Origin of the sequence: Psychromicrobium xiongbiense (assembly GCF_030271165.1) — a bacterium.
In the GTDB taxonomy this organism is placed as follows: domain Bacteria; phylum Actinomycetota; class Actinomycetes; order Actinomycetales; family Micrococcaceae; genus Renibacterium; species Renibacterium xiongbiense.
On record NZ_JASSZH010000010.1, the window covers coordinates 1 to 17,657 of the forward strand.

At 64.2% G+C, this 17,657-nt stretch carries 13 protein-coding genes and 1 tRNA gene; 2 read left to right on the forward strand and 12 right to left on the reverse strand.

The window, feature by feature from the left end:
• Window positions 1-64 precede the first annotated feature (64 nt).
• The 5 genes from glgB to QQM37_RS04770 all read right to left on the reverse strand — a co-directional run bounded on the left by glgB (window position 65) and on the right by QQM37_RS04770 (window position 8,858).
• Complete coding sequence (gene glgB, locus QQM37_RS04750) at window positions 65-3,769, reverse strand: 1,4-alpha-glucan branching protein GlgB (RefSeq protein ID WP_285725425.1); 3,705 nt, start codon at window positions 3,767-3,769, stop codon at window positions 65-67.
• Window positions 3,769-5,619, reverse strand: coding sequence for a maltose alpha-D-glucosyltransferase (gene treS, locus QQM37_RS04755; protein WP_285725426.1), 1,851 nt, complete (start codon window positions 5,617-5,619; stop codon window positions 3,769-3,771). Before treS ends, glgB begins: the two co-directional genes overlap by 1 nt.
• Window positions 5,616-7,640 carry an alpha-1,4-glucan--maltose-1-phosphate maltosyltransferase gene (locus QQM37_RS04760; RefSeq protein ID WP_285725437.1) on the reverse strand — a complete coding sequence of 675 codons (2,025 nt, stop codon included), beginning with the start codon at window positions 7,638-7,640 and terminating at the stop codon, window positions 5,616-5,618. Before QQM37_RS04760 ends, treS begins: the two co-directional genes overlap by 4 nt.
• A gap of 364 nt (window positions 7,641-8,004) precedes the next feature.
• Complete coding sequence (locus QQM37_RS04765; protein ID WP_285725427.1) at window positions 8,005-8,286, reverse strand: barstar family protein; 282 nt, start codon at window positions 8,284-8,286, stop codon at window positions 8,005-8,007.
• Window positions 8,283-8,858, reverse strand: a complete 576-nt coding sequence (locus QQM37_RS04770) for a guanyl-specific ribonuclease (protein ID WP_285725428.1) — start codon at window positions 8,856-8,858, stop codon at window positions 8,283-8,285. The genes QQM37_RS04765 and QQM37_RS04770 overlap by 4 nt, the downstream gene beginning before the upstream one ends.
• Window positions 8,859-8,948: 90 nt before the next feature.
• Here QQM37_RS04770 and QQM37_RS04775 point away from each other — a divergent pair.
• Window positions 8,949-9,020 (forward strand) — tRNA-Gly (locus QQM37_RS04775).
• A 56-nt stretch (window positions 9,021-9,076) separates the two neighbouring features.
• On the opposite strand, the gene glgX is transcribed toward QQM37_RS04775, so the two are convergent.
• From glgX to QQM37_RS04810, 7 genes are read right to left on the reverse strand one after another with little or no spacing between them, the layout of a single operon-like run.
• The gene (gene glgX / locus QQM37_RS04780; protein ID WP_285725429.1) at window positions 9,077-11,221 is read right to left on the reverse strand and encodes a glycogen debranching protein GlgX; all 2,145 of its coding nucleotides are present in this window, start codon (window positions 11,219-11,221) and stop codon (window positions 9,077-9,079) included.
• A gap of 3 nt (window positions 11,222-11,224) precedes the next feature.
• Window positions 11,225-12,262 (reverse strand): 23S rRNA (guanosine(2251)-2'-O)-methyltransferase RlmB, encoded by a 1,038-nt coding sequence (gene rlmB, locus QQM37_RS04785; protein WP_285725430.1) that lies wholly within the window; start codon window positions 12,260-12,262, stop codon window positions 11,225-11,227.
• Entirely contained in the window at window positions 12,252-13,673 is a 1,422-nt protein-coding gene (gene cysS / locus QQM37_RS04790) for a cysteine--tRNA ligase (RefSeq protein ID WP_285725431.1), read from the reverse strand. Before cysS ends, rlmB begins: the two co-directional genes overlap by 11 nt.
• Window positions 13,674-13,682: 9 nt before the next feature.
• On the reverse strand, window positions 13,683-14,183 hold the full coding sequence (ispF, locus tag QQM37_RS04795; RefSeq protein WP_285725432.1) for a 2-C-methyl-D-erythritol 2,4-cyclodiphosphate synthase: 501 nt from the start codon (window positions 14,181-14,183) through the stop codon (window positions 13,683-13,685).
• Window positions 14,180-14,959: a 2-C-methyl-D-erythritol 4-phosphate cytidylyltransferase gene (ispD, locus tag QQM37_RS04800; protein WP_285725433.1), complete on the reverse strand. Its 780-nt coding sequence runs from the start codon at window positions 14,957-14,959 to the stop codon at window positions 14,180-14,182. Before ispD ends, ispF begins: the two co-directional genes overlap by 4 nt.
• 32 nt (window positions 14,960-14,991) lie before the next feature.
• A complete protein-coding gene (locus QQM37_RS04805) occupies window positions 14,992-15,987 on the reverse strand; it encodes a hypothetical protein (RefSeq protein ID WP_285725434.1) in 996 nt (331 codons plus the stop codon).
• A 58-nt stretch (window positions 15,988-16,045) separates the two neighbouring features.
• The gene (locus QQM37_RS04810) at window positions 16,046-16,528 is read right to left on the reverse strand and encodes a CarD family transcriptional regulator (RefSeq protein WP_285725435.1); all 483 of its coding nucleotides are present in this window, start codon (window positions 16,526-16,528) and stop codon (window positions 16,046-16,048) included.
• A 317-nt stretch (window positions 16,529-16,845) separates the two neighbouring features.
• Between QQM37_RS04810 and QQM37_RS04815 the strand changes: the two genes are divergently transcribed.
• Window positions 16,846-17,409 (forward strand): hypothetical protein, encoded by a 564-nt coding sequence (locus tag QQM37_RS04815; protein ID WP_285725436.1) that lies wholly within the window; start codon window positions 16,846-16,848, stop codon window positions 17,407-17,409.
• Window positions 17,410-17,657 lie beyond the last annotated feature (248 nt).

Sequence of the window (17,657 nt, forward strand, 5' to 3'; positions counted from 1 at the left end):
AAAACACTACCACCACACCACCCCCCAACACAAACCCAACCCCAGGCGGAGGTAAAACCGCAGGTCAGGAGGTTGCTGGCACCAGATACAGCGCACCGAGAGGTGGAAGGCTGAGCGTTGCCGAGGCGGGCCGACCGTAATACTCCTCGTCGGTTGCGATCACCTCGCCGCCGTTACCCACCCCGGATCCGCCGAACTCCAGCGCATCCGTGTTGAGTGCTTCGGTCCAGGTGCCGCTCTGAGGCAGGGCCAACCGGTAACCGTGATGCGGATTCCCGGAGAAGTTCACGACGCAGACCAGAGGGTTACCGGCCTTGTCCCATCGGATGAAGGCCAGAACATTGTGCTCGCTGTCATCGGCATCGATCCATTCGAAGCCCGCACCTGAATTGTCCTGTTCCCACAGAGCCGGAGTCTGGCGGTACAGGGCGTTCAGCTCGCGGACCATCAGCTGCGCCCCGCGATGCGCCGGCATATCCGCCAGCCACCAGTCCAGGCCGTGCTGTTCACTCCACTCGGCTTCCTGGCCGAATTCGGTTCCCATGAAAATCAACTGCTTGCCAGGGTGCGCCCACTGCCAGGCAAGGAAGGCCCGCAGGTTCGCCAGTTGCTGCCAACGGTCACCGGGCATCTTGCGGAGCATGGACCCCTTGCCGTGCACCACTTCATCGTGGCTGATCGGCAACAGAAAGTTCTCGGTGAAGGCGTAGACCATGGAGAACGTGGCCGTGCCATGATGCCAGCTTCGATTGACCGGATCCTCCTCAATGTAGGCCAGGGAGTCATGCATCCAGCCCATGTTCCATTTCAGGCCGAAGCCCAGGCCCCCGCCGTCCGTGGGAGCAGTGACACCGGGGAACGCCGTGGACTCCTCTGCGATGGTCACGACCCCGCGCGAACGCTTGTAGGCGGTGGCGTTGACCTCCTGCAGGAAGGAGATGGCCTCCAGGTTCTCCCGACCGCCAAAGCGGTTGGGGCGCCACTGCCCTTCCTCACGGGAGTAGTCCAGATAAAGCATCGAGGCGACCGCATCCACCCGCAGCGCATCCACATGGAACTCTTCCAGCCAGTACAGGGCGTTGGCGATCAGGAAGTTGCGGACCTCTGCGCGACCAAAGTCGAAAATGAGGGTTCCCCAGTCCGGGTGCTCGCCGAGCCGCGGATCCTCGTGTTCGTACAACGCCTCGCCGTCAAACCGGGCCAGAGCCCATTCGTCCTTAGGGAAGTGCGCCGGCACCCAGTCCAGAATGACGCCTATACCGGCCTGATGCAGCGCATCGACAAGGTGTTTGAACTCGTCGGGGTGGCCAAAGCGCGATGTCGGCGCGTAGTAGGACGTGACCTGGTAACCCCAGGAGCCGCCAAAGGGGTGTTCAGCCACCGGCATCAGTTCAACGTGGGTGAACCCCATCCACTGCACGTACTCGACGAGTTCCTTGGCCAGTTCGGCATAGCCGAGGCCCAGTCGCCACGATCCCAGGTGAACCTCGTAGACGCTCATCGGCCCCTGGTGCGGATCACTGGCTGCGCGGGCAGCCATCCACTCGTCATCCTGGAACTCATAGCCGGAGGCCACCACACGCGAGGCGGTCAGCGGAGGGATCTCCGTACCGAAAGCCATCGGGTCGGCTTTCTCCACCCAGGCACCCGAGCGGGAGAGGATCTCGAACTTATAGCGGCTACCGGGCTTGGCCTCCGGAATGAACAGCTCCCAGACCCCGGAGGATCCCAGCGAGCGCATGCTGTGCACACGGCCATCCCAGTTGTTGAAATCGGACTTGATCCGCACAGCCTGTGCATTGGGTGCCCAGACCGCGAAGCTCACCCCGTTGACCTCGCCCAGAACGGAGGGATACCGCCGCGGATGAGCGCCGAGCACCGTCCACAATTCCTCGTGCCGGCCTTCACTGATCAAATGGAGGTCAAGCTGCCCGACCGTGGGCATGAAACGGTAGGGATCATCCACCACGGCCTCAAAGCCGTCCGCGTATTTCACCGCAATACGGTAGTCCGGCGCGTGTCCCGGCTCCTCCGGCTCCACCACAGCCGTCCAGATGCCGCCATACTCGTGGGTCATCGGAGTGCGGCCGGAGGCGGTCACCACTGCCACCTCCGTGGCCAGGTGACGCGCGGTGCGAATGGTCAGGACGCCGTCGTCATCGAAATGCGGCCCGAGAACGCTGTGCGGATCGTGATAGCGACCTTCTGCAACTGCCGCCATAACCGTCTGGTCCACCATCGTCGGTCCACCTTTCTCAGGGCCCTGCTGTACAGGGTGTGGGGCCAGCGCCCGTCGGACCGCGTTGAGCGGTACCGGCAACCAGGCTGGCCGATTGCGTTGTTCGTACAAAACCTCATACAGCGCCTTGTCCAGCCACAATGCCAGAAACAGCGGTGATTCAGTAGACCAGAATTCGCCGCCGCCACGATGGTAGCCACGCAGGAACGCCTCCGTGGAGCGTTCCAGCCAGGCACTGCCCTCCGATGACGGATCCTGACCGTGGTGCAGGCGTGCCGTAGCAGCCGCATAGTCGAAGGAACGCAGGACCCCCACAACATCCCGCAAGGGGACGTCCGGAATGATCCGACCCTCAATCGGACGCAAGGGCTCACCCTCGAAATCCAGAATGTACCACCGGCGTAATCCGGGAGTGCCAGCTTCCTCCGGCCCGGAGGCTGAGGGCTCTTCGGTGGCCAGAACCTGTCCCAGATGGAGATCACCGTGAATGCGTTGAAGCTCCAGCGCAAGACCGGAAGCTGGATCCCCCTCGGCCCCCGGGACGCACAATCGATCCAATACGACGTCCAGTTGTTCCGTATGCTCAACACCGACGGTCTCGCTGACCTGAGCCCACATGGCCCTGACCCGCCTGCTCAGATCCTGAAGGAAGTCCTCGGCCGCAGGCTGATCCAGCGCCGTCGCACCGAAGCCGCTGCACAGATCTGCATGAAGCTTCGCCAGGACCACGCCGAGTTCCTCAGCAGGAGCTGCGAAATCGCCGTCGTCCACAGCGCTGCGCACTGCCAGCTTCCACCCGTCCTGTGCACCCGGAACAAACTGGTGGACCACGCAGAGGCTGCCGCGGTGGGAGACTCCCGCCAGCTGCCATTCGCCATCGACCGATCCCATGAGCTTCGGTGCGGCAGTGTCACCGACTGCAGCCAGCGCCCGTCCCACCTCCACATCCGGGTTCAGGCCTTCGGTAAGAACGCGGAAGAACTTCAGAATCACGCCCGGGCCGGGTGAATCCAGAATGACCGAGCTGTTCGATTGCTCCCCCGAGATCAGGCGTGGCTGCAGAGGTGCGTCGACGGCCTTCCACCACTGACGGAAGTCCTCGCTGGACCGGGCGGAGAACACCTCCGCTGCGTCATCGCTGCGCGCTCGACGCCCAGCGGCAGGTTCGCCCAGAACAGCCATCAGTCTCACCCAGGAGGTGATGAACGCCGCGTCGTGAACAGCGTCGTACACCCACTGCTGACCCAGCTCCGCGTGCTCAGTGACTCCGATCAGAAAACTCCCGGAATCCGGCAGCGGCTCTGCGCGCACGCTCACCGGCAATTGCAGGATCTTAGCTGCAGCAGCAGCGTCCTCCAGATCGGTGACCGCAACAAGATGCACTTCAAGACTGGCAAGCCCCTCGGCATCCGGCAGGGTGAAACCACCCACCCGGCCCAACTCAACGCGACGACCCTTTGCCGGGAACCATCGTTGGGTTGGCAGCCAGGCGGAGAGCAGCTGCGGGAGGGAGGGACTCGTCAGACTCATCAGCCCAGCGAACCTTCAAGGCCTGCGTCATGGACTTCCGTCGCTGGCGGATTCACCACAAAGCTGGGTCCATTGGCTCCTCCGTGCGGCAGATGTGTCACCAGCGGCATCGCCTGAGTGATGGGCGAGGCCGCGCTGGACCCAGCCGAGCGCAGACGCAACCAGAAGAAGTCGTGACTGCCAAGGGTCAGGGTCAGCAGACCGTCATCGGCCACCGCAGGGAACAGAGTGCCGCCGAAAACATCACGCAACCCCCGCCCTGCGAACTGAGGCAATCTCAACTGGGTGGCCACCGGGTGCTGGGACAGGTTGTACACGCAGAGCATGGCCTCGCCCAGCTCCCCTTCGGGATTGCCCTCCGGGAGCTCACGCAGGAAGGCCAACACCGGCTCCGCGCTTGCCTCCACATTGTGGTATTCGCCGAGCCCGAATGCCGGATGTGCTTTGCGCACGCTCAGGATCTGCCGCATCCAGTTCAGCAACGAGGAGGAATGGGCCTGTTGAGCCTCCACATTGACCTGGTTGAAGTGGTAGACCAACGACTGGATCACCGGCAGGTAGAGCTTGCCCGGATCCGCCACCGAGAAGCCGGCATTGCGGTCCGGCGTCCACTGCATTGGCGTCCGGACGGAGTCCCGGTCCTGGAGCCAGATATTTTCCCCCATGCCGATTTCGTCCCCGTAGTACAGGAACGGGCTGCCGGGCAGCGCCAGGATCAGGGCGTTGATCAACTCGATTTCCGCCCGAGAGTTATCCAGCAGCGGGGCCAGACGACGCCGGATGCCGACGTTGGCGCGCATCCGGGAGTCGGGAGCGTACCAGCCCAGCATGGCCTCGCGCTCGGCCGGCGTGACCATCTCCAGCGTGAGTTCATCGTGATTTCGCAGGAAGGTCCCCCACTGGGCGCCCGGCGGCAGACCCGGTGTCTCCCGCATGGTCTCAATGATCGGAGCCGCCTTCTGGTCCCGCAGGGCGTAGAAGAGCCTCGGCATGATGGGGAAGTGGAAGGCCATATGGCACTCCGGAGCATCCGACGTACCGAAATACTCCACCACTTCCTCCGGCGGCTGGTTGGCCTCCGCAATGATCACGCGCCCGGGGTATTCCTTGTCCACCATGGCGCGCAACTCTCGCAGGAACTCGTGGGTTCCCGGCAGGTTCTCACAGTTCGTCCCCTCCTCTTCGAAGAGGTACGGGATCGCATCGGCCCGGAAGCCATCGATGCCCTGGTCCAGCCAGAATCGGACGACGTCGAAGACCGCCTTGACGACCTTCGGGTTCTCAAAGTTCAGATCCGGCTGGTGGCTGAAGAAGCGGTGCCAGAAGAACTGGCGTCGGATCGGGTCAAAGGTCCAGTTCGATTCCTCGGTATCGACGAAGATGATGCGCGCATCCTGGTACTTCTGATCGGTGTCACTCCAGACATAGAAATCCCCGTAGGGACCGTCCGGATCCTCTCGCGAGGCCTGGAACCAGCTGTGCTGATCGGAGGTGTGGTTGAGCGGCAGGTCGATGATGACCCGGACGCCACGGGCATGGGCTTCCGCCACCAGCCGCTGGAAATCGGACAGCGTGCCGAACTCGTCCAGGACCTGATAGTAGTCCGAGATGTCGTAGCCGCCGTCTTTAAGGGGCGACTGGAAGAACGGCGGCAGCCAGAGGCAATCCACGCCCAGCCACTGCAGGTAGTCGAGCCGGTCGATCAGCCCGGAGAAGTCACCGGACCCGTCACCGTTGGCATCGTGGAACGCACGGACCAGAACCTCGTAAAACACCGATTTCCGGTACCAGTGCGGATCATGCTGCAGTCCCGGAGCGTTCATATTGAAGTGTCCAGAAGAAATGCTCATGCCTTCCGTCCGATGCTCAGAATGTGGGCGGGTTCCACGTGGGCATCCAGACGCACGTAGTTCTGGCTCCCCCACTGCCAACTCTGACCTGTGAGCAGCTCATTCACCGTGAACGTGCCGTCGGCGTGGAAGTCGGAACTCTCCAGACCCAGCGTGGACAGATCCAGGTACACCATGCCCTCCCGAACGCTGTGCGGGTCCAGATTGACCACCACGATCACGGTGTCCGAGACCGGGCTGCCACCCTTCGAGCTCTTGGGGCTCAGCACCTTGGTTTTGCTGAAGGCGAGTACCGCAGGATCGCTCGTCGGATGGATCACGACATTGGAGAGCTCGCCCAGCGCGGGGTGCGCCCGGCGGATTTGGTTCAGGCGGGTCAGATAGGGGGCCAGCGAGCGGCCGGAGGCTTCCGCCGCAGCGAAATCGCGCGCCTTGTACTCGTACTTCTCGTTGTCGATGTACTCCTCAGCGCCGGGCCGGGCGACGTGCTCGAACAGCTCGTAGCCGGCGTAAACACCCCAGAGCGGGCTTCCCATGGCAGCGAGCACCGCACGGATCTTGAAGGCTGCCGGCCCGCCGTACTGCAGATATTCGGTGAGGATATCCGGCGTATTGACAAAGAAGTTCGGCCGGAAGAAGGCAGCCGTACCGTGGGAGATCTCCTGCAGGTAATCCTCGATCTCCTCCTTAGTGTTCCGCCAGGTGAAGTAGCTGTAGGACTGCTGGAACCCGGCCCGCCCCAGGGCATGCATCATGGACGGCCGAGTGAAGGCTTCCGCCAGGAAGACGATGCCGGGGTGCTTGCGGTTGACCTTGCCGATCAGCCATTCCCAGAACCACACCGGCTTGGTGTGCGGGTTGTCCACCCGGAAGATCGTGACGCCACGGTCGATCCATTCCAGGACAATGCGCAGGATCTCGCGGGAGAGCCCATCGGGATCGTTGTCGAAATTGAGCGGGTAGATGTCCTGGTACTTCTTGGGCGGGTTTTCGGCATAGGCGATGGATCCGTCCACCCGGGTGGTGAACCACTCCTGGTGCTCTTTCGCCCAGGGGTGATCCGGGGCGGCCTGCAGCGCCAGATCCAGGGCAACCTCCAGGCCCAGTTCCTGAGCCCGCGCCACGAAGGCCGCAAAGTCCTCGAAGGTGCCGAGATCGGGATGGATGGCGTCGTGACCACCCTGTGCGGACCCGATGGCCCAGGGCGAGCCCGGATCGGCAGGACCTGCCACCAGGGTGTTGTTCGGGCCCTTGCGGTTGATCTCGCCGATGGGGTGGATAGGCGGCAGGTAGATGACATCGAACTCCATGGCCGCGACGCGGTCCAGGCTCGCGATGGCGGTGCGGAAGGTACCACTGGTCCATTGGCCAGTATCCGGGTCGCGAACCGCCCCCTCGGACCGCGGGAAGAACTCGTACCAGGCTCCGCGGCCGGCGGCATCGCGCTCCACCAGAATCGGGTAGTCCGGGCTCAGCGTGACCAGCTCTTTGAGAGGAAGACGCCCGATGGCGGCACGCACCTCCACCGAGAGCCCGGCGCCGAGGCGGTTCATCGGCTGGTCCGCCCCGTTGGCAAGTCCTTCAGCGGCAGCGGCGAGAGTGCGCTGGTCCGCAGCGCTCCGGTCCTTCTCCAGGGCGGCCCGGCTGAGCAGCCGCGCTCCCTCAGTCAGCATGACCTCCACGTCCACGCCGGCCGCAATTTTGACCTCGGCATTGTGCGCCCAGGTGGCGTAGGCGTCCGTGTAGGCCTCGACCCGGAAGGCGGCCTTGCCGACGCCACGGGTGCGCAACCGTCCGGTCCAGCGGTCGTTAGGTTGCTCCTCAAGGGTGATCCGGGCGCGTTCCTTGCCCTTGGCATCGAGCAGTACCGCCTGAACGCCCAGAAGATCGTGACCTTCCCGAAACACCGTGGCACCGACCTCAAGATCGGTGTCCGGGACGGCCTTGGCGGGGACTGCGCCACCGTCCACGACGGGCTGTACATGGGTGATCGGGATGCGCCCGACCCGGGTCTGGGACATGACTACGGACTTCACAGCAGGTTTCACCGTTGATTTTCCTGTTGAAGGTTTTGCGGAAGGTCTAACTGTTGACTTGGTGGCGATCTTAGCCGTACTTGCCGGGATCGCATCACTCCCGGTTGCCCTGCCGGGTGCCGACTGGCTTTTCCTGGTCGGCCGGGCAGGGGCTCGCCTGGGTACGGAAGTCTGGCTGAGGGAAGAGGGTCCCGCGGACCCAGCAGTCTGATCGTCACTCACACCCAACACGTTAGTGGGATTTGGGTCACTCTGGCACCAGATGAACGACATTCCCCGACATTCTTCGCTCGTCGTGCGTCACAAAGTCGGCGACGCGGACATCCGCGCCATTGCTGTGAGCAAGCGTTTACGCCAGCACCACGCTCAGACGTCTGGGCGAGGCCTCCGTCACCCCGGCCAGGATCTGTTGAATATGGGCGAAAGCGCGGGTCTGACGGAAGGCCGGATCGACCTCCCACCGGACGACGGTGGGCCCGGTCAGCGCCTGGGCGAAGTCGCGCAGGCAATCCGCAAGCGCATCGAGATTATGGCCGAAGTAGGACGGGAATCCCAAGCTCCGGGCAAAGGCGTCGAGGACGGCCTCTTTGTTCGCTGCGGCAGGGATGACATAGCTCTGTGGGGCACTCACTGGTCCTCCTCGATGAAGCGGAAGGTCGCGTAATGGTCATCGGTGTAGTACTTTTCGCCGCCCTTGCCAACGATGATCCGCCTGGCCCCACGGTCCGAGGATCCCGGGGTATCCACGGTGTATTCGCTGTAGTAACCACCGGGCTTTTTGGGTAGCACCCCTTCAAAATTTCCGAAGTTGATGCCGTCCCGGTCGTAGGGGTACGGCCCGCCCTTCGCGATCAGCGCCAGAGTCCTTTGCGCCTCGGCAGGCAGCGCGCTCGCCTTGACGGTGGACAGCGACGAGGGGTTGGCCGGGGCCTTGGCACCAGCCGAACCGTTCGTCGTGCTGGTGCTGCCGTGCGAGGAGGCTTTGCTGCCCTGGGAAGTGGACACCGTCTGTGACCCCTGACCGCCCGGGTGCGGATTGGTCACCAGGTTGAACACCCAGACCCCCACAAACACCAGCACGATGACGATCAGCGCAGCGATCCCCCGGGCCAGCTTTTTCCGGTTCGAGGCGGTGAGCGCTCTGGAGCCCGAGGTCTGCTCAGGGCGCGGTGTGCTGGGCGTCGGTGGCGGAGTTGGGCTCATAGTCTGATCCTTCCATCGATTTCGGTCAGCCTCTGCGTGCTGTTAGTGTTTTCGGTGCAGCATCGGGAAATTGCTCCAGAATGCTGTCCCGCGGGTGTGGTCCAATGTCAGGACGCCGGCCTTCCTGGTCGGAGGTGCAGTGTTCAACTCCTGCCACCCGCTCAACGTGAAGCCCCGCCGACTCCTGAGTCGGCGGGGCTTCACTGTGTCAACTGGCCCTACGTCCGGTACAGCGTGACGCTATTGGCCGCAATCCGGGCTACCTCGCCAGCCTCGGTCACTTCGCCCTTATGCTGCGGATAAGAGGCGGCCGTGCTGAACCGCTGCTGATAGCTGCGCGGCGTCGCGGCAGGGGATGTCGCTGCCGGCCCGGCATCGGCCGCTGGGACGCCCGGTGCTGCCTCCGGGAACAGCGGGAGCGTCACCTCCACCTCGGCGGGCGTCGCGTTGAAGATCACCAGTCCGTCCATGGTCCCCTTCGGGGAGCCGAGCAGCAGCTGCAGGACCCGCTGCGAGCCATCCTGCCACTGCTCCGGCGAGAGCTGCTGCCCCTGGGCATTGAACCAGTAGAGGTAGCTGTTGGTGCCCCGGGCGGGGTAGGCGGAGGGCTGAGCCGCCAGATAGTCCTTGCGGGACTGGATCAGTGCCCGGGTGGTCGCCAACAGGCTCTTGTCCACCTTCGACCAGTCGACCCAGGAAATCTCATTGTCCTGGCAGTAGGCGTTGTTGTTGCCGCGCTGGGTACGGCCCAGCTCATCCCCTGCCGTGATCATCGGAACCCCCAGCGAGAGCAGCAGGCTCGCCATCAGGTTCCGGGCTGTCTGAGCGCGGGCAGCCAGGATGGCGGAGTCCTCGGTGGGGCCTTCCACCCCGTGATTCCAGGAATGGTTGTTCGTGGACCCGTCCCGGTTGTCCTCACCGTTGGCTTCATTGTGTTTCTCGTTATAGGCCGTGAGGTCCGCCAGGGTGAAACCGTCGTGCGCGGTGACCATATTGACCGAGGCCAGCTGGCTCCGACCGGAGGCTGCAAACAGCCGGGTCGATCCGGCCAGCGCATCCGCCAGCCGGGCCAGGCCACCCCCGCTGCCGCCCGCGGCGATCGAGGCCTGGTCTGCCAGCCAGAAATCGCGCACCGTGTCCCGGAAATGATCGTTCCAGTCCACCCAGCCCACCGGGAACCGCCCGGTCTGCCAGCCGTCAAAACCGACGTCCCAGGGCTCCGCGATCAGTTTGGTCCCGGAGAGCGACTGCGAGGCGGTCGCTGCGACCAGCAAGGGGTGAGTGGGCGTGAAATTGTTCTGCGCGTCCCGGCCCAGCGTCACGGCCAGGTCGAAGCGGAAGCCGTCCACATGGAACTCCTCCACCCAGTGGCGGAGCGAATCCAGGGTCATCTGCACCACGCGCGGTTCAGAGAAGTTGAGCGTATTGCCGCAACCGGTCGTGTCCAGATAGTTGGCGCCGGAGTCCGGATCACCGTCGTAGCGGTAATACTGTTCCTCGGCCAGGCCGCGCCAGCTCAGTGGCTCCTCACCCTGCTGCCCTTCGGCAGTGTGGTTATAGACGACGTCGAGGATCACTTCCAGGCCCGCCTCATGCAGCAGCCTGACCATGCCCTTGAACTCGTCCTGGACTGCCTGTGGCCCAGCCGCCCGGGCAGCGGGCGAGGCATAGGCGGCATGCGGGGCGAAGTAGCCCACCGTGTTGTACCCCCAGTAATTGGGCAGGCCGAGTCCGCGCAGATGGCTTTCGTCCAGGTGCGCGTGCACCGGCAACAGCTCCACGGCGGTCACGCCCAGACGCACCAGGTGGGCAATCATGGCAGGATGCGCCAGACCCGCATAGCTACCGCGCAGTTCTTCGGGGACATCGGGATGCAGCTGGGTCAGGCCCTTGACATGAGCCTCATAGATCACCGAATCGCGCCAGGGCGTCTGCGGACGGACATCCGTCCCCCAATCGAAATCGGAGGACATCCTCACCCCGTACAGCGCCTCGCCATCCTCCAGCTGCTCCATCTGAATGGCTCGCGCATAGGGATCCAGCAGCAGCGAACCATCCTCCGGGTCGGTCCGCTCTGCATGGTCGCTGGCGACGAAACCGTAACGGCTGCCCACCGGCATGCCTTCCACCAGACCGTGGTGCACCCCCTCGGAGAATTCGTTGAGCGCCACGGCCCGCCACGGCTCACCGGGAACCTGCAAGTACACCACCACGCCACTGAGCCGGGGTGCCCACACCGCAATATTGACGGCCTGCGCCGGGTCACCGGTCAGGGGCGCCCCGGGCGCAGGGCTACTGACCCCCAGCGGAAAGGGCCGCGAGGTTGCGGTGCCAAGCACCGTTGCTGTGAGGATGTCGGTCATTGCTTAACGTGATGCATTCGGGTTCGGAGACAGGGCAGATTCCGCGCGCTGGCGGGAAATTTCGTACAGGCTGATGCCCACGGCCATGGAGGCATTGAGCGATTCCATGGCCGAGTCGATCGGGATGGAAACGATCGCGTCGCAGTTCTCCCGGACCAGTCGGGACAGACCCTTGCCTTCGGAGCCCACTACCAGGCAGACCGGCTCGGTGGCGACCTCCAGGCCGGGCAGCGACAGATCGCCGTCGCCATCGAGCCCAAGGACGAAGTAGCCCATGTCCTTGAAGGCCTCCAGTGCGCGGTTCAGATTGGGCGCTTTGGCAACGGGAACGCGGACCGCTGCACCGGCGCTGGTCTTCCAGGCCGAGGCCGTAACGCCCACGCTGCGACGTTCCGGCACGATGACGCCGTGGCCGGAGAAGGCGGAGACGCTACGGATGATGGCGCCCAGATTGCGCGGGTCGGTGATGCCGTCCAGTGCAACCAGCAGTGGTGCGTTGTTCTGATAGCCCTTGCGGTATTTCTCCATCGTCTCCTGGGCCAGGTCAATGGCGTCCGCGTAGTCGTAGGGCGGGATCTGCAGCGCCAGGCCCTGGTGGACGGCATCCTCGGTCAGCCGGTCGAGCTCCACCTTGGAGTTTTCCAGCAGCGGGATACCGCGCTCGGTGGCCAGTTTCAGTGCCTCTTTGACACGGTCATCCATATCGATGCGGACCGCGACATGGAGGGCTTTGGCGGGGATCTCTGCCCGCAGTGCCTCCAGAACCGAGTTACGGCCCGTGACAAGTTCCTCGGAACTGCGCCCACGACGCTGGCCACGGGCAGCGGCACTCTGCACCGGACGCCGGGCGGCGGAGCCGGGCACGCCGCTGCGCTTGGCAGCCGAACGCTCGGCCAGCTCCTTCTCGCGGTAGGCCTTGTGATACGGGCGGTCCTCCGCCTTGGGCGTGGGGCCCTTGCCTTGCAGGGACCTGCGGCCCTTGCCACCGGAGCCCTTGGTGGGGCCCTTCTTGCCTCGTGCTGCGCGGGGATTATTGACCATCGTGATTGCCTTTGTTCTCTAGCGTCCAGGTGGCACCGTCCACCGAGTCTTCAATTTTGATGCCGACGGCGGCAAGTTCATCCCGGATTGCGTCCGAGCGGGTCCAGTCCTTGGCGGCGCGGGCAGCGGAACGCTCCGTCAGCCGGGACTGGATCAGAGCATCGAGTGCAGCCCGGTCGTCGCCCAGGCGAGCGCTCTGATCCCCGTTCTGTCCGAGGCCCAGCACCTTGACCATCGAGAGCACCTCCAGGAAGCGGGCCCGGGCGGCGTCCTGATCCGAGGCAGCGAGCGCAGTGTTGCCGGCACGGACCGCCTCATGAAGCACAGCCAGCGCACGCGGGATATTCAGATCGTCATCCATCGCCTCGGCAAAACCCTCGGGAAGGGTGCTCTGCGACCCATCAGCGTTGACCTTCACGGCAGCCTTGCGCAGGAACTCATCGACGCGGCCCAGCGCCGCAGCAGCTTCAGCCAGTGATTCCGGGCTGTAGTCCAGCACGGAACGGTAATGCGCCTGGCCCAGGTAGTACCGCACCACCCGGGGCGTGGCCAGGGCAAACAGCTCCTCCGGGCCGATCACATTACCGATCGATTTGGACATCTTCTCGCCCTGGTAACTGACCAGGCCGTTGTGCATCCAGAGCGCGGCAAAGGGGAGGCCAGCCGCCTGCGACTGGGCCATCTCATTTTCATGATGCGGGAACCGCAGATCCAGTCCGCCACCATGAATATCGAACGCTGCACCCAGGTACTTACCGGCCATCGCGGAGCACTCCAGATGCCAGCCGGGCCGGCCTGCACCCCAGGGGCTGGACCAGGACGCCGTTTCCGGTTCCTGCTCCTTGCGCCCCTTCCAGAGCGCAAAGTCCCGCGGATCACGTTTGGCGCGCGGGTCGGCATCGGCCGCGGCCTGCATGTCATCAAGCTTCTGCCGGGTGAGCGAGCCGTAGCCCTGCCAGGAGCGCACCTCGAAGTAGACATCGCCAGAGCCGTCCGGTGCCGGATAGGCGTGACCGCGGTCGATCAGATCCTGGATCAGTGCGTGCATCTCCGGAATATGGCCCGTGGCGCGCGGCTCATAGCTGGGCCGCTCAATGCCCAGGGCATCATAGGCGGCGTTGAATTCCTGCTCGTACCGGTAAGCCCGTGCCCACCAGTCCTCACCGGATTCCGCGGCTTTGTCCAGGATCTTGTCGTCAATATCGGTGACGTTGCGGACCACCGTGGTCGTATACCCATGGAAGCGCAGCCAGCGGCTCAGCTGGTCGAAAACCAGCGCCGATCGCAAATGCCCGATATGGGGCGCGCTCTGAACGGTGGCACCACAGTAGTACAGCGAAGCGCGGCCCGGTTCCAGGGGCGCAAAATCGCGTACGGCCGCAGTGGCAGAGTCGTAGAGGCGCAAAGTCACGACCCTAGCCTAGCCGAGCGGGATCACGAGCGCCGTGGCGATAGCTGCAACGCCCTCCCCGCGCCCGGTGAATCCGAGGTGGTCCGTGGTGGTCGCAGAGATGGAGACCGGGGCACCAGCCGCTTCGCTGAGCACAGCCTCCGCCTCGGCCCGCCGGGCGGCAAAACGCGGCCGGTTCGCCACACACTGGACGGCGATATTGCCGATGCCGAAGCCGGCCTCACGCACTATCCGCGCCGCCTCGCTCAGCAGGCGCACGCCGGATGCGCCCGCGTATTCCGGCCGGTCGGTGCCGAAATGGGTGCCCAGATCACCCAGACCAGCGGCAGAGAACAGGGCGTCCGCGGCCGCATGGGCCACCGGGTCGCCATCGGAATGCCCGGCCAGACGACGCTCACCGGGCCAGTAGAGGCCGGCAAGATGCAGGCCAGCGGATTCCTCACCGGGCGCATCCTCTGCGGCATAGGCGTGAACGTCGACACCCAGTCCGATGCGGGGCAGCGTACTCATCCTTCGACCCACCTTGGCGCGGCGGGCCCTTCCAGGAACGCCTCTGCCACGATCAGATCCAGTGGCGTCGTGATTTTCAGACTCAACTCCGAGCCGCGGACCAGGTACACCGGAACACCTGCAGCTTCCAGCAGCATGGCATCATCGGTCACGGCCTCGGCCTCCAGCCGATCAGCGGCCCGATGAGCGTTCAACAACGTCTCCATCCGGAAGCCCTGCGGAGTCTGGACTGCCCGCAAAACCTCACGCTGCGGTGTTCCGGCGACCTGCTCGGTCAGCATCTCGTGACCGAGCACCGGTGCAGCAACTTTCACGGTGTCCACCACGGCAAGCGCGGGAATGACGGCCAGAGCGCCGCCCTGCAGAGCCGCCAGCACGCGGTGAAAGATCTCCGCCGGGACCAGGGGGCGGGCGGCATCGTGCACCAGGACGGTACCCAGCGCACCCTGCGCGGGGTCGCTTGGCAGAGCCGCCAGGGCTTCGAGCGCATTCCGCACCGACTCATTCCGGGTCTGGCCGCCATCGACCAGCAGCAGCGGGATGCCGCGCTCGCCGGCGAACTCCTCCGCTTCCGTGCGAAGGGTCTGATCCCCTGCGGGCAGGACCACGCAGAGCTGGTCGGTCAGCCCCGCTGCGGCAATTCCGCGCAGGGCATGGATCAGAATCGAGTCGCTGCCCAGGCGGACCTGAGCCTTCGGCATCCCGCGGCCAAGGCGCTGACCGGACCCCGCTGCCACGAGGACCACGGCGCAGCGCAGGGAGGGCGTGTCATTCATGCCCCCACTGTAGTTGTTCGGGACGGCCCGGCTCAGCCCAGAGCTTTCACCACCGCGCCCAGGGCGTCGACGTACGGCTGACAGGAGGCCGAGACCCCCACTCCCCCGACGGTCATCCTGACGACTTCCAAGGCCTGCGGCCCGGCGCGCTTCTGAAGCTCCGGGTCGGTGCCGTAGATGGCGTAGACGAAGCAGGTCCCTGCACCGTGGTTACTGCGGATCTCGTGCCCAGCCACCGTCTCGGAGTTGTACCCGGAACCGCTCGGCGCCCCGTCCGAGATGGAGGACCCGAGGTCAATAGTCTGGACGCCGTTCCCGGCTACCCCATGGCAGTCGCGGTGATCCGCTCTGGCCACGAAGGGGCCAACCAGGCCAACCTGACGTACGATTCCGGCCTTGTCCACCGCCGCACACAGATCCTGGCTGAAAAGTGAGCCCGCCGTCCAGGAAACTTCTGGCACACTCTTGCCGAGATTTTCGAGCGCCAGCTCGGCGGCCGCCATGGCAAAAGTGCATTCCGGTGGGGTGTGAAGAGCGGAGGAGAATATCCCGATGATGAATCCCGTCTGACTGATCCCCTTGATGGGCAAACAGGCTCCACCGCCGCCGGATCTGGAGAGCAGCACCCCGCCAGGAACCGCTTTGAGTTCCACGTCAGGCGATTTCTGCTGGAGCAGGTCGGCCGGGCGCTGATCCGTCTCTGCATAGACCAGCAAGCCTGTTGGCTTTCCGGAATCGGCCGGAGCACCTGCAGTAGCTAAGGGGCTGGCGGCAGGTATGAATTCCACGCCACAGGTCAGTGGGGTCTGAGTGAGTTCCGTGCCAGTGACCTGAGTACCCGGGCTTCGTTTCATGAGCTCCGAGGCCGGAAGCAGAGCGCAGACATCCAGCGAACGGAAGCTCTCCGGAGAGGGCAGCGATGGCGGCGCGAAGCTCGAAGGATCAACGCTCGATGCCGATGGTGCCGCCTGCCCCGAGCATCCACTCACGCCGAGCACTGCGGCGAGGAGAAAGAAAAAGCAGAACACAAAAACGCCCCACCTCCTGTGTGGGGGTGGGGCGTTCGTGAAGTGCATGTCCTGGAACCTAAGACGCCAGAACCTCATCGAGAACAGTGGCTGCCTGCTCTTCGTCGGTCTTTTCGGCCAAGGCCAGCTCGGAGATCAGAATCTGGCGGGCCTTGGCCAGCATCCGCTTTTCTCCGGCCGAGAGGCCACGATCGTGATCCCTGCGCCACAGATCCCGGACCACTTCAGCAACCTTGATGACATCACCCGAGGCCAGCTTCTCCAGATTCGCCTTGTAGCGGCGAGACCAGTTGGTGGGCTCTTCGGTGAATTCGGCTCGGAGAACATCAAAAACATGCTCCAGGCCTTCTTTGCCCACCACGTCACGAACGCCGACCAGGTCAACGTTTTCAGCGGGAACCTCAATAATCAGATCGCCCTGGGCGACTCTGAGCTTGAGGTACAACTTCTCGACACCCTTGATGGTGCGGGTTTTGATCTCCTCAATCTTCGCCGCACCGTGATGCGGGTAGACTACGGTTTCGCCAACCTCAAATACCATGTGGATTCTCCCTTTCCCGCAGACAACTTTATCACGAAATGATCGCGGAAAGACAGGGGAACCACAGTATCTTCGCAGGTCAGCCGCACCCAGCCGCCCCCATCACCCAATTCATCCGACTTTTGGACCACGGTTTTGCGCTCGTTGTGACTGTCTCCAAGTCGAGGTCAGGGGCAATTGCCGATACTCTGGTGAGGAAAAGTGTTTGATCGCCCGCCAGGCAGTCGTCCGGCTCACGTCGAGCCGGATCAGATGGTCTGGAGAAGGTGCCGAAAGCACCGCTGGCCAGCCCGGATGTTGACCCGAGGAGTTCCGCAGTGAGAATCACCGCACGCACAGTTCGCACGAGTATTGGCTACCGTCTCGGTGCCGCCGCCCTGATCGGCGCCAGTGTGCTGGGCGTCTCCGCCTGTGGCTACATCGCCCCGCAGCAGACCACCCACCAGTACTCCCCCTCAGACGGAGTGCGCGCAACCTTCAACAACGTTGAAGTCAGCAACCTCCTGATCGTCACCAAGGCCGCCGGCAAGGAAGGCCGGCTGCTCGGTGCGGTCTACAACAACACTGCCAGCACTGTCACCGTGACCTTCAACGGCAGCAACGGTGCCCAGACGCAGGTCACGGTCAAGCCCGGCGTTCCGTTCTATCTCAACGCCGAGTCCGATGCCGCCCTGCTCAGCACCGTCGCAAGTGCACCCGGCGCTCTGGAGACCGTGAAAATCTCCTCCAGCGGCGGCGGCTCCACCGAGCTCAAGGTTCCCGTTCTGGACGGCACCTTGCAGGAATACCGTGGCTACCTGCCCACGCCCGCCCCGACCATGACCCCAGGCAGCACTTCGGGCTCCAGCTCGACGGCAACAGCGTCCTCCACCGGGCACTGAGCACCGGGCACTGAGCACCAACACGTCACGAGGAAGGCCCGGAGCGAACTGCAGTTCGCTCCGGGCCTTCCTCGTGACGTGTTGGTGCTCAGTGCCCGGTGCTCAGTGCCCGGTGGAGGACGCTGTTGCCGTCGAGCTGGAGCCCGAAGTGCTGCCTGGGGTCATGGTCGGGGCGGGCGTGGGCAGGTAGCCACGGTATTCCTGCAAGGTGCCGTCCAGAACGGGAACCTTGAGCTCGGTGGAGCCGC

What these genes read in the sequence shown, in the direction of transcription:
- rlmB (WP_285725430.1), bottom strand. Translation starts at nt 12,262, where the DNA reads ATGGTCAATAATCCCCGCGCAGCACGAGGCAAGAAGGGCCCCACCAAG.
- glgB (WP_285725425.1), bottom strand. Translation starts at nt 3,769, where the DNA reads ATGAGTCTGACGAGTCCCTCCCTCCCGCAGCTGCTCTCCGCCTGGCTG.
- ispD (WP_285725433.1), bottom strand. Translation starts at nt 14,959, where the DNA reads ATGAATGACACGCCCTCCCTGCGCTGCGCCGTGGTCCTCGTGGCAGCG.
- ispF (WP_285725432.1), bottom strand. Translation starts at nt 14,183, where the DNA reads ATGAGTACGCTGCCCCGCATCGGACTGGGTGTCGACGTTCACGCCTAT.
- treS (WP_285725426.1), bottom strand. Translation starts at nt 5,619, where the DNA reads ATGAGCATTTCTTCTGGACACTTCAATATGAACGCTCCGGGACTGCAG.
- QQM37_RS04770 (WP_285725428.1), bottom strand. Translation starts at nt 8,858, where the DNA reads ATGAGCCCAACTCCGCCACCGACGCCCAGCACACCGCGCCCTGAGCAG.
- QQM37_RS04760 (WP_285725437.1), bottom strand. Translation starts at nt 7,640, where the DNA reads ATGTCCCAGACCCGGGTCGGGCGCATCCCGATCACCCATGTACAGCCC.
- QQM37_RS04810 (WP_285725435.1), bottom strand. Translation starts at nt 16,528, where the DNA reads ATGGTATTTGAGGTTGGCGAAACCGTAGTCTACCCGCATCACGGTGCG.
- glgX (WP_285725429.1), bottom strand. Translation starts at nt 11,221, where the DNA reads ATGACCGACATCCTCACAGCAACGGTGCTTGGCACCGCAACCTCGCGG.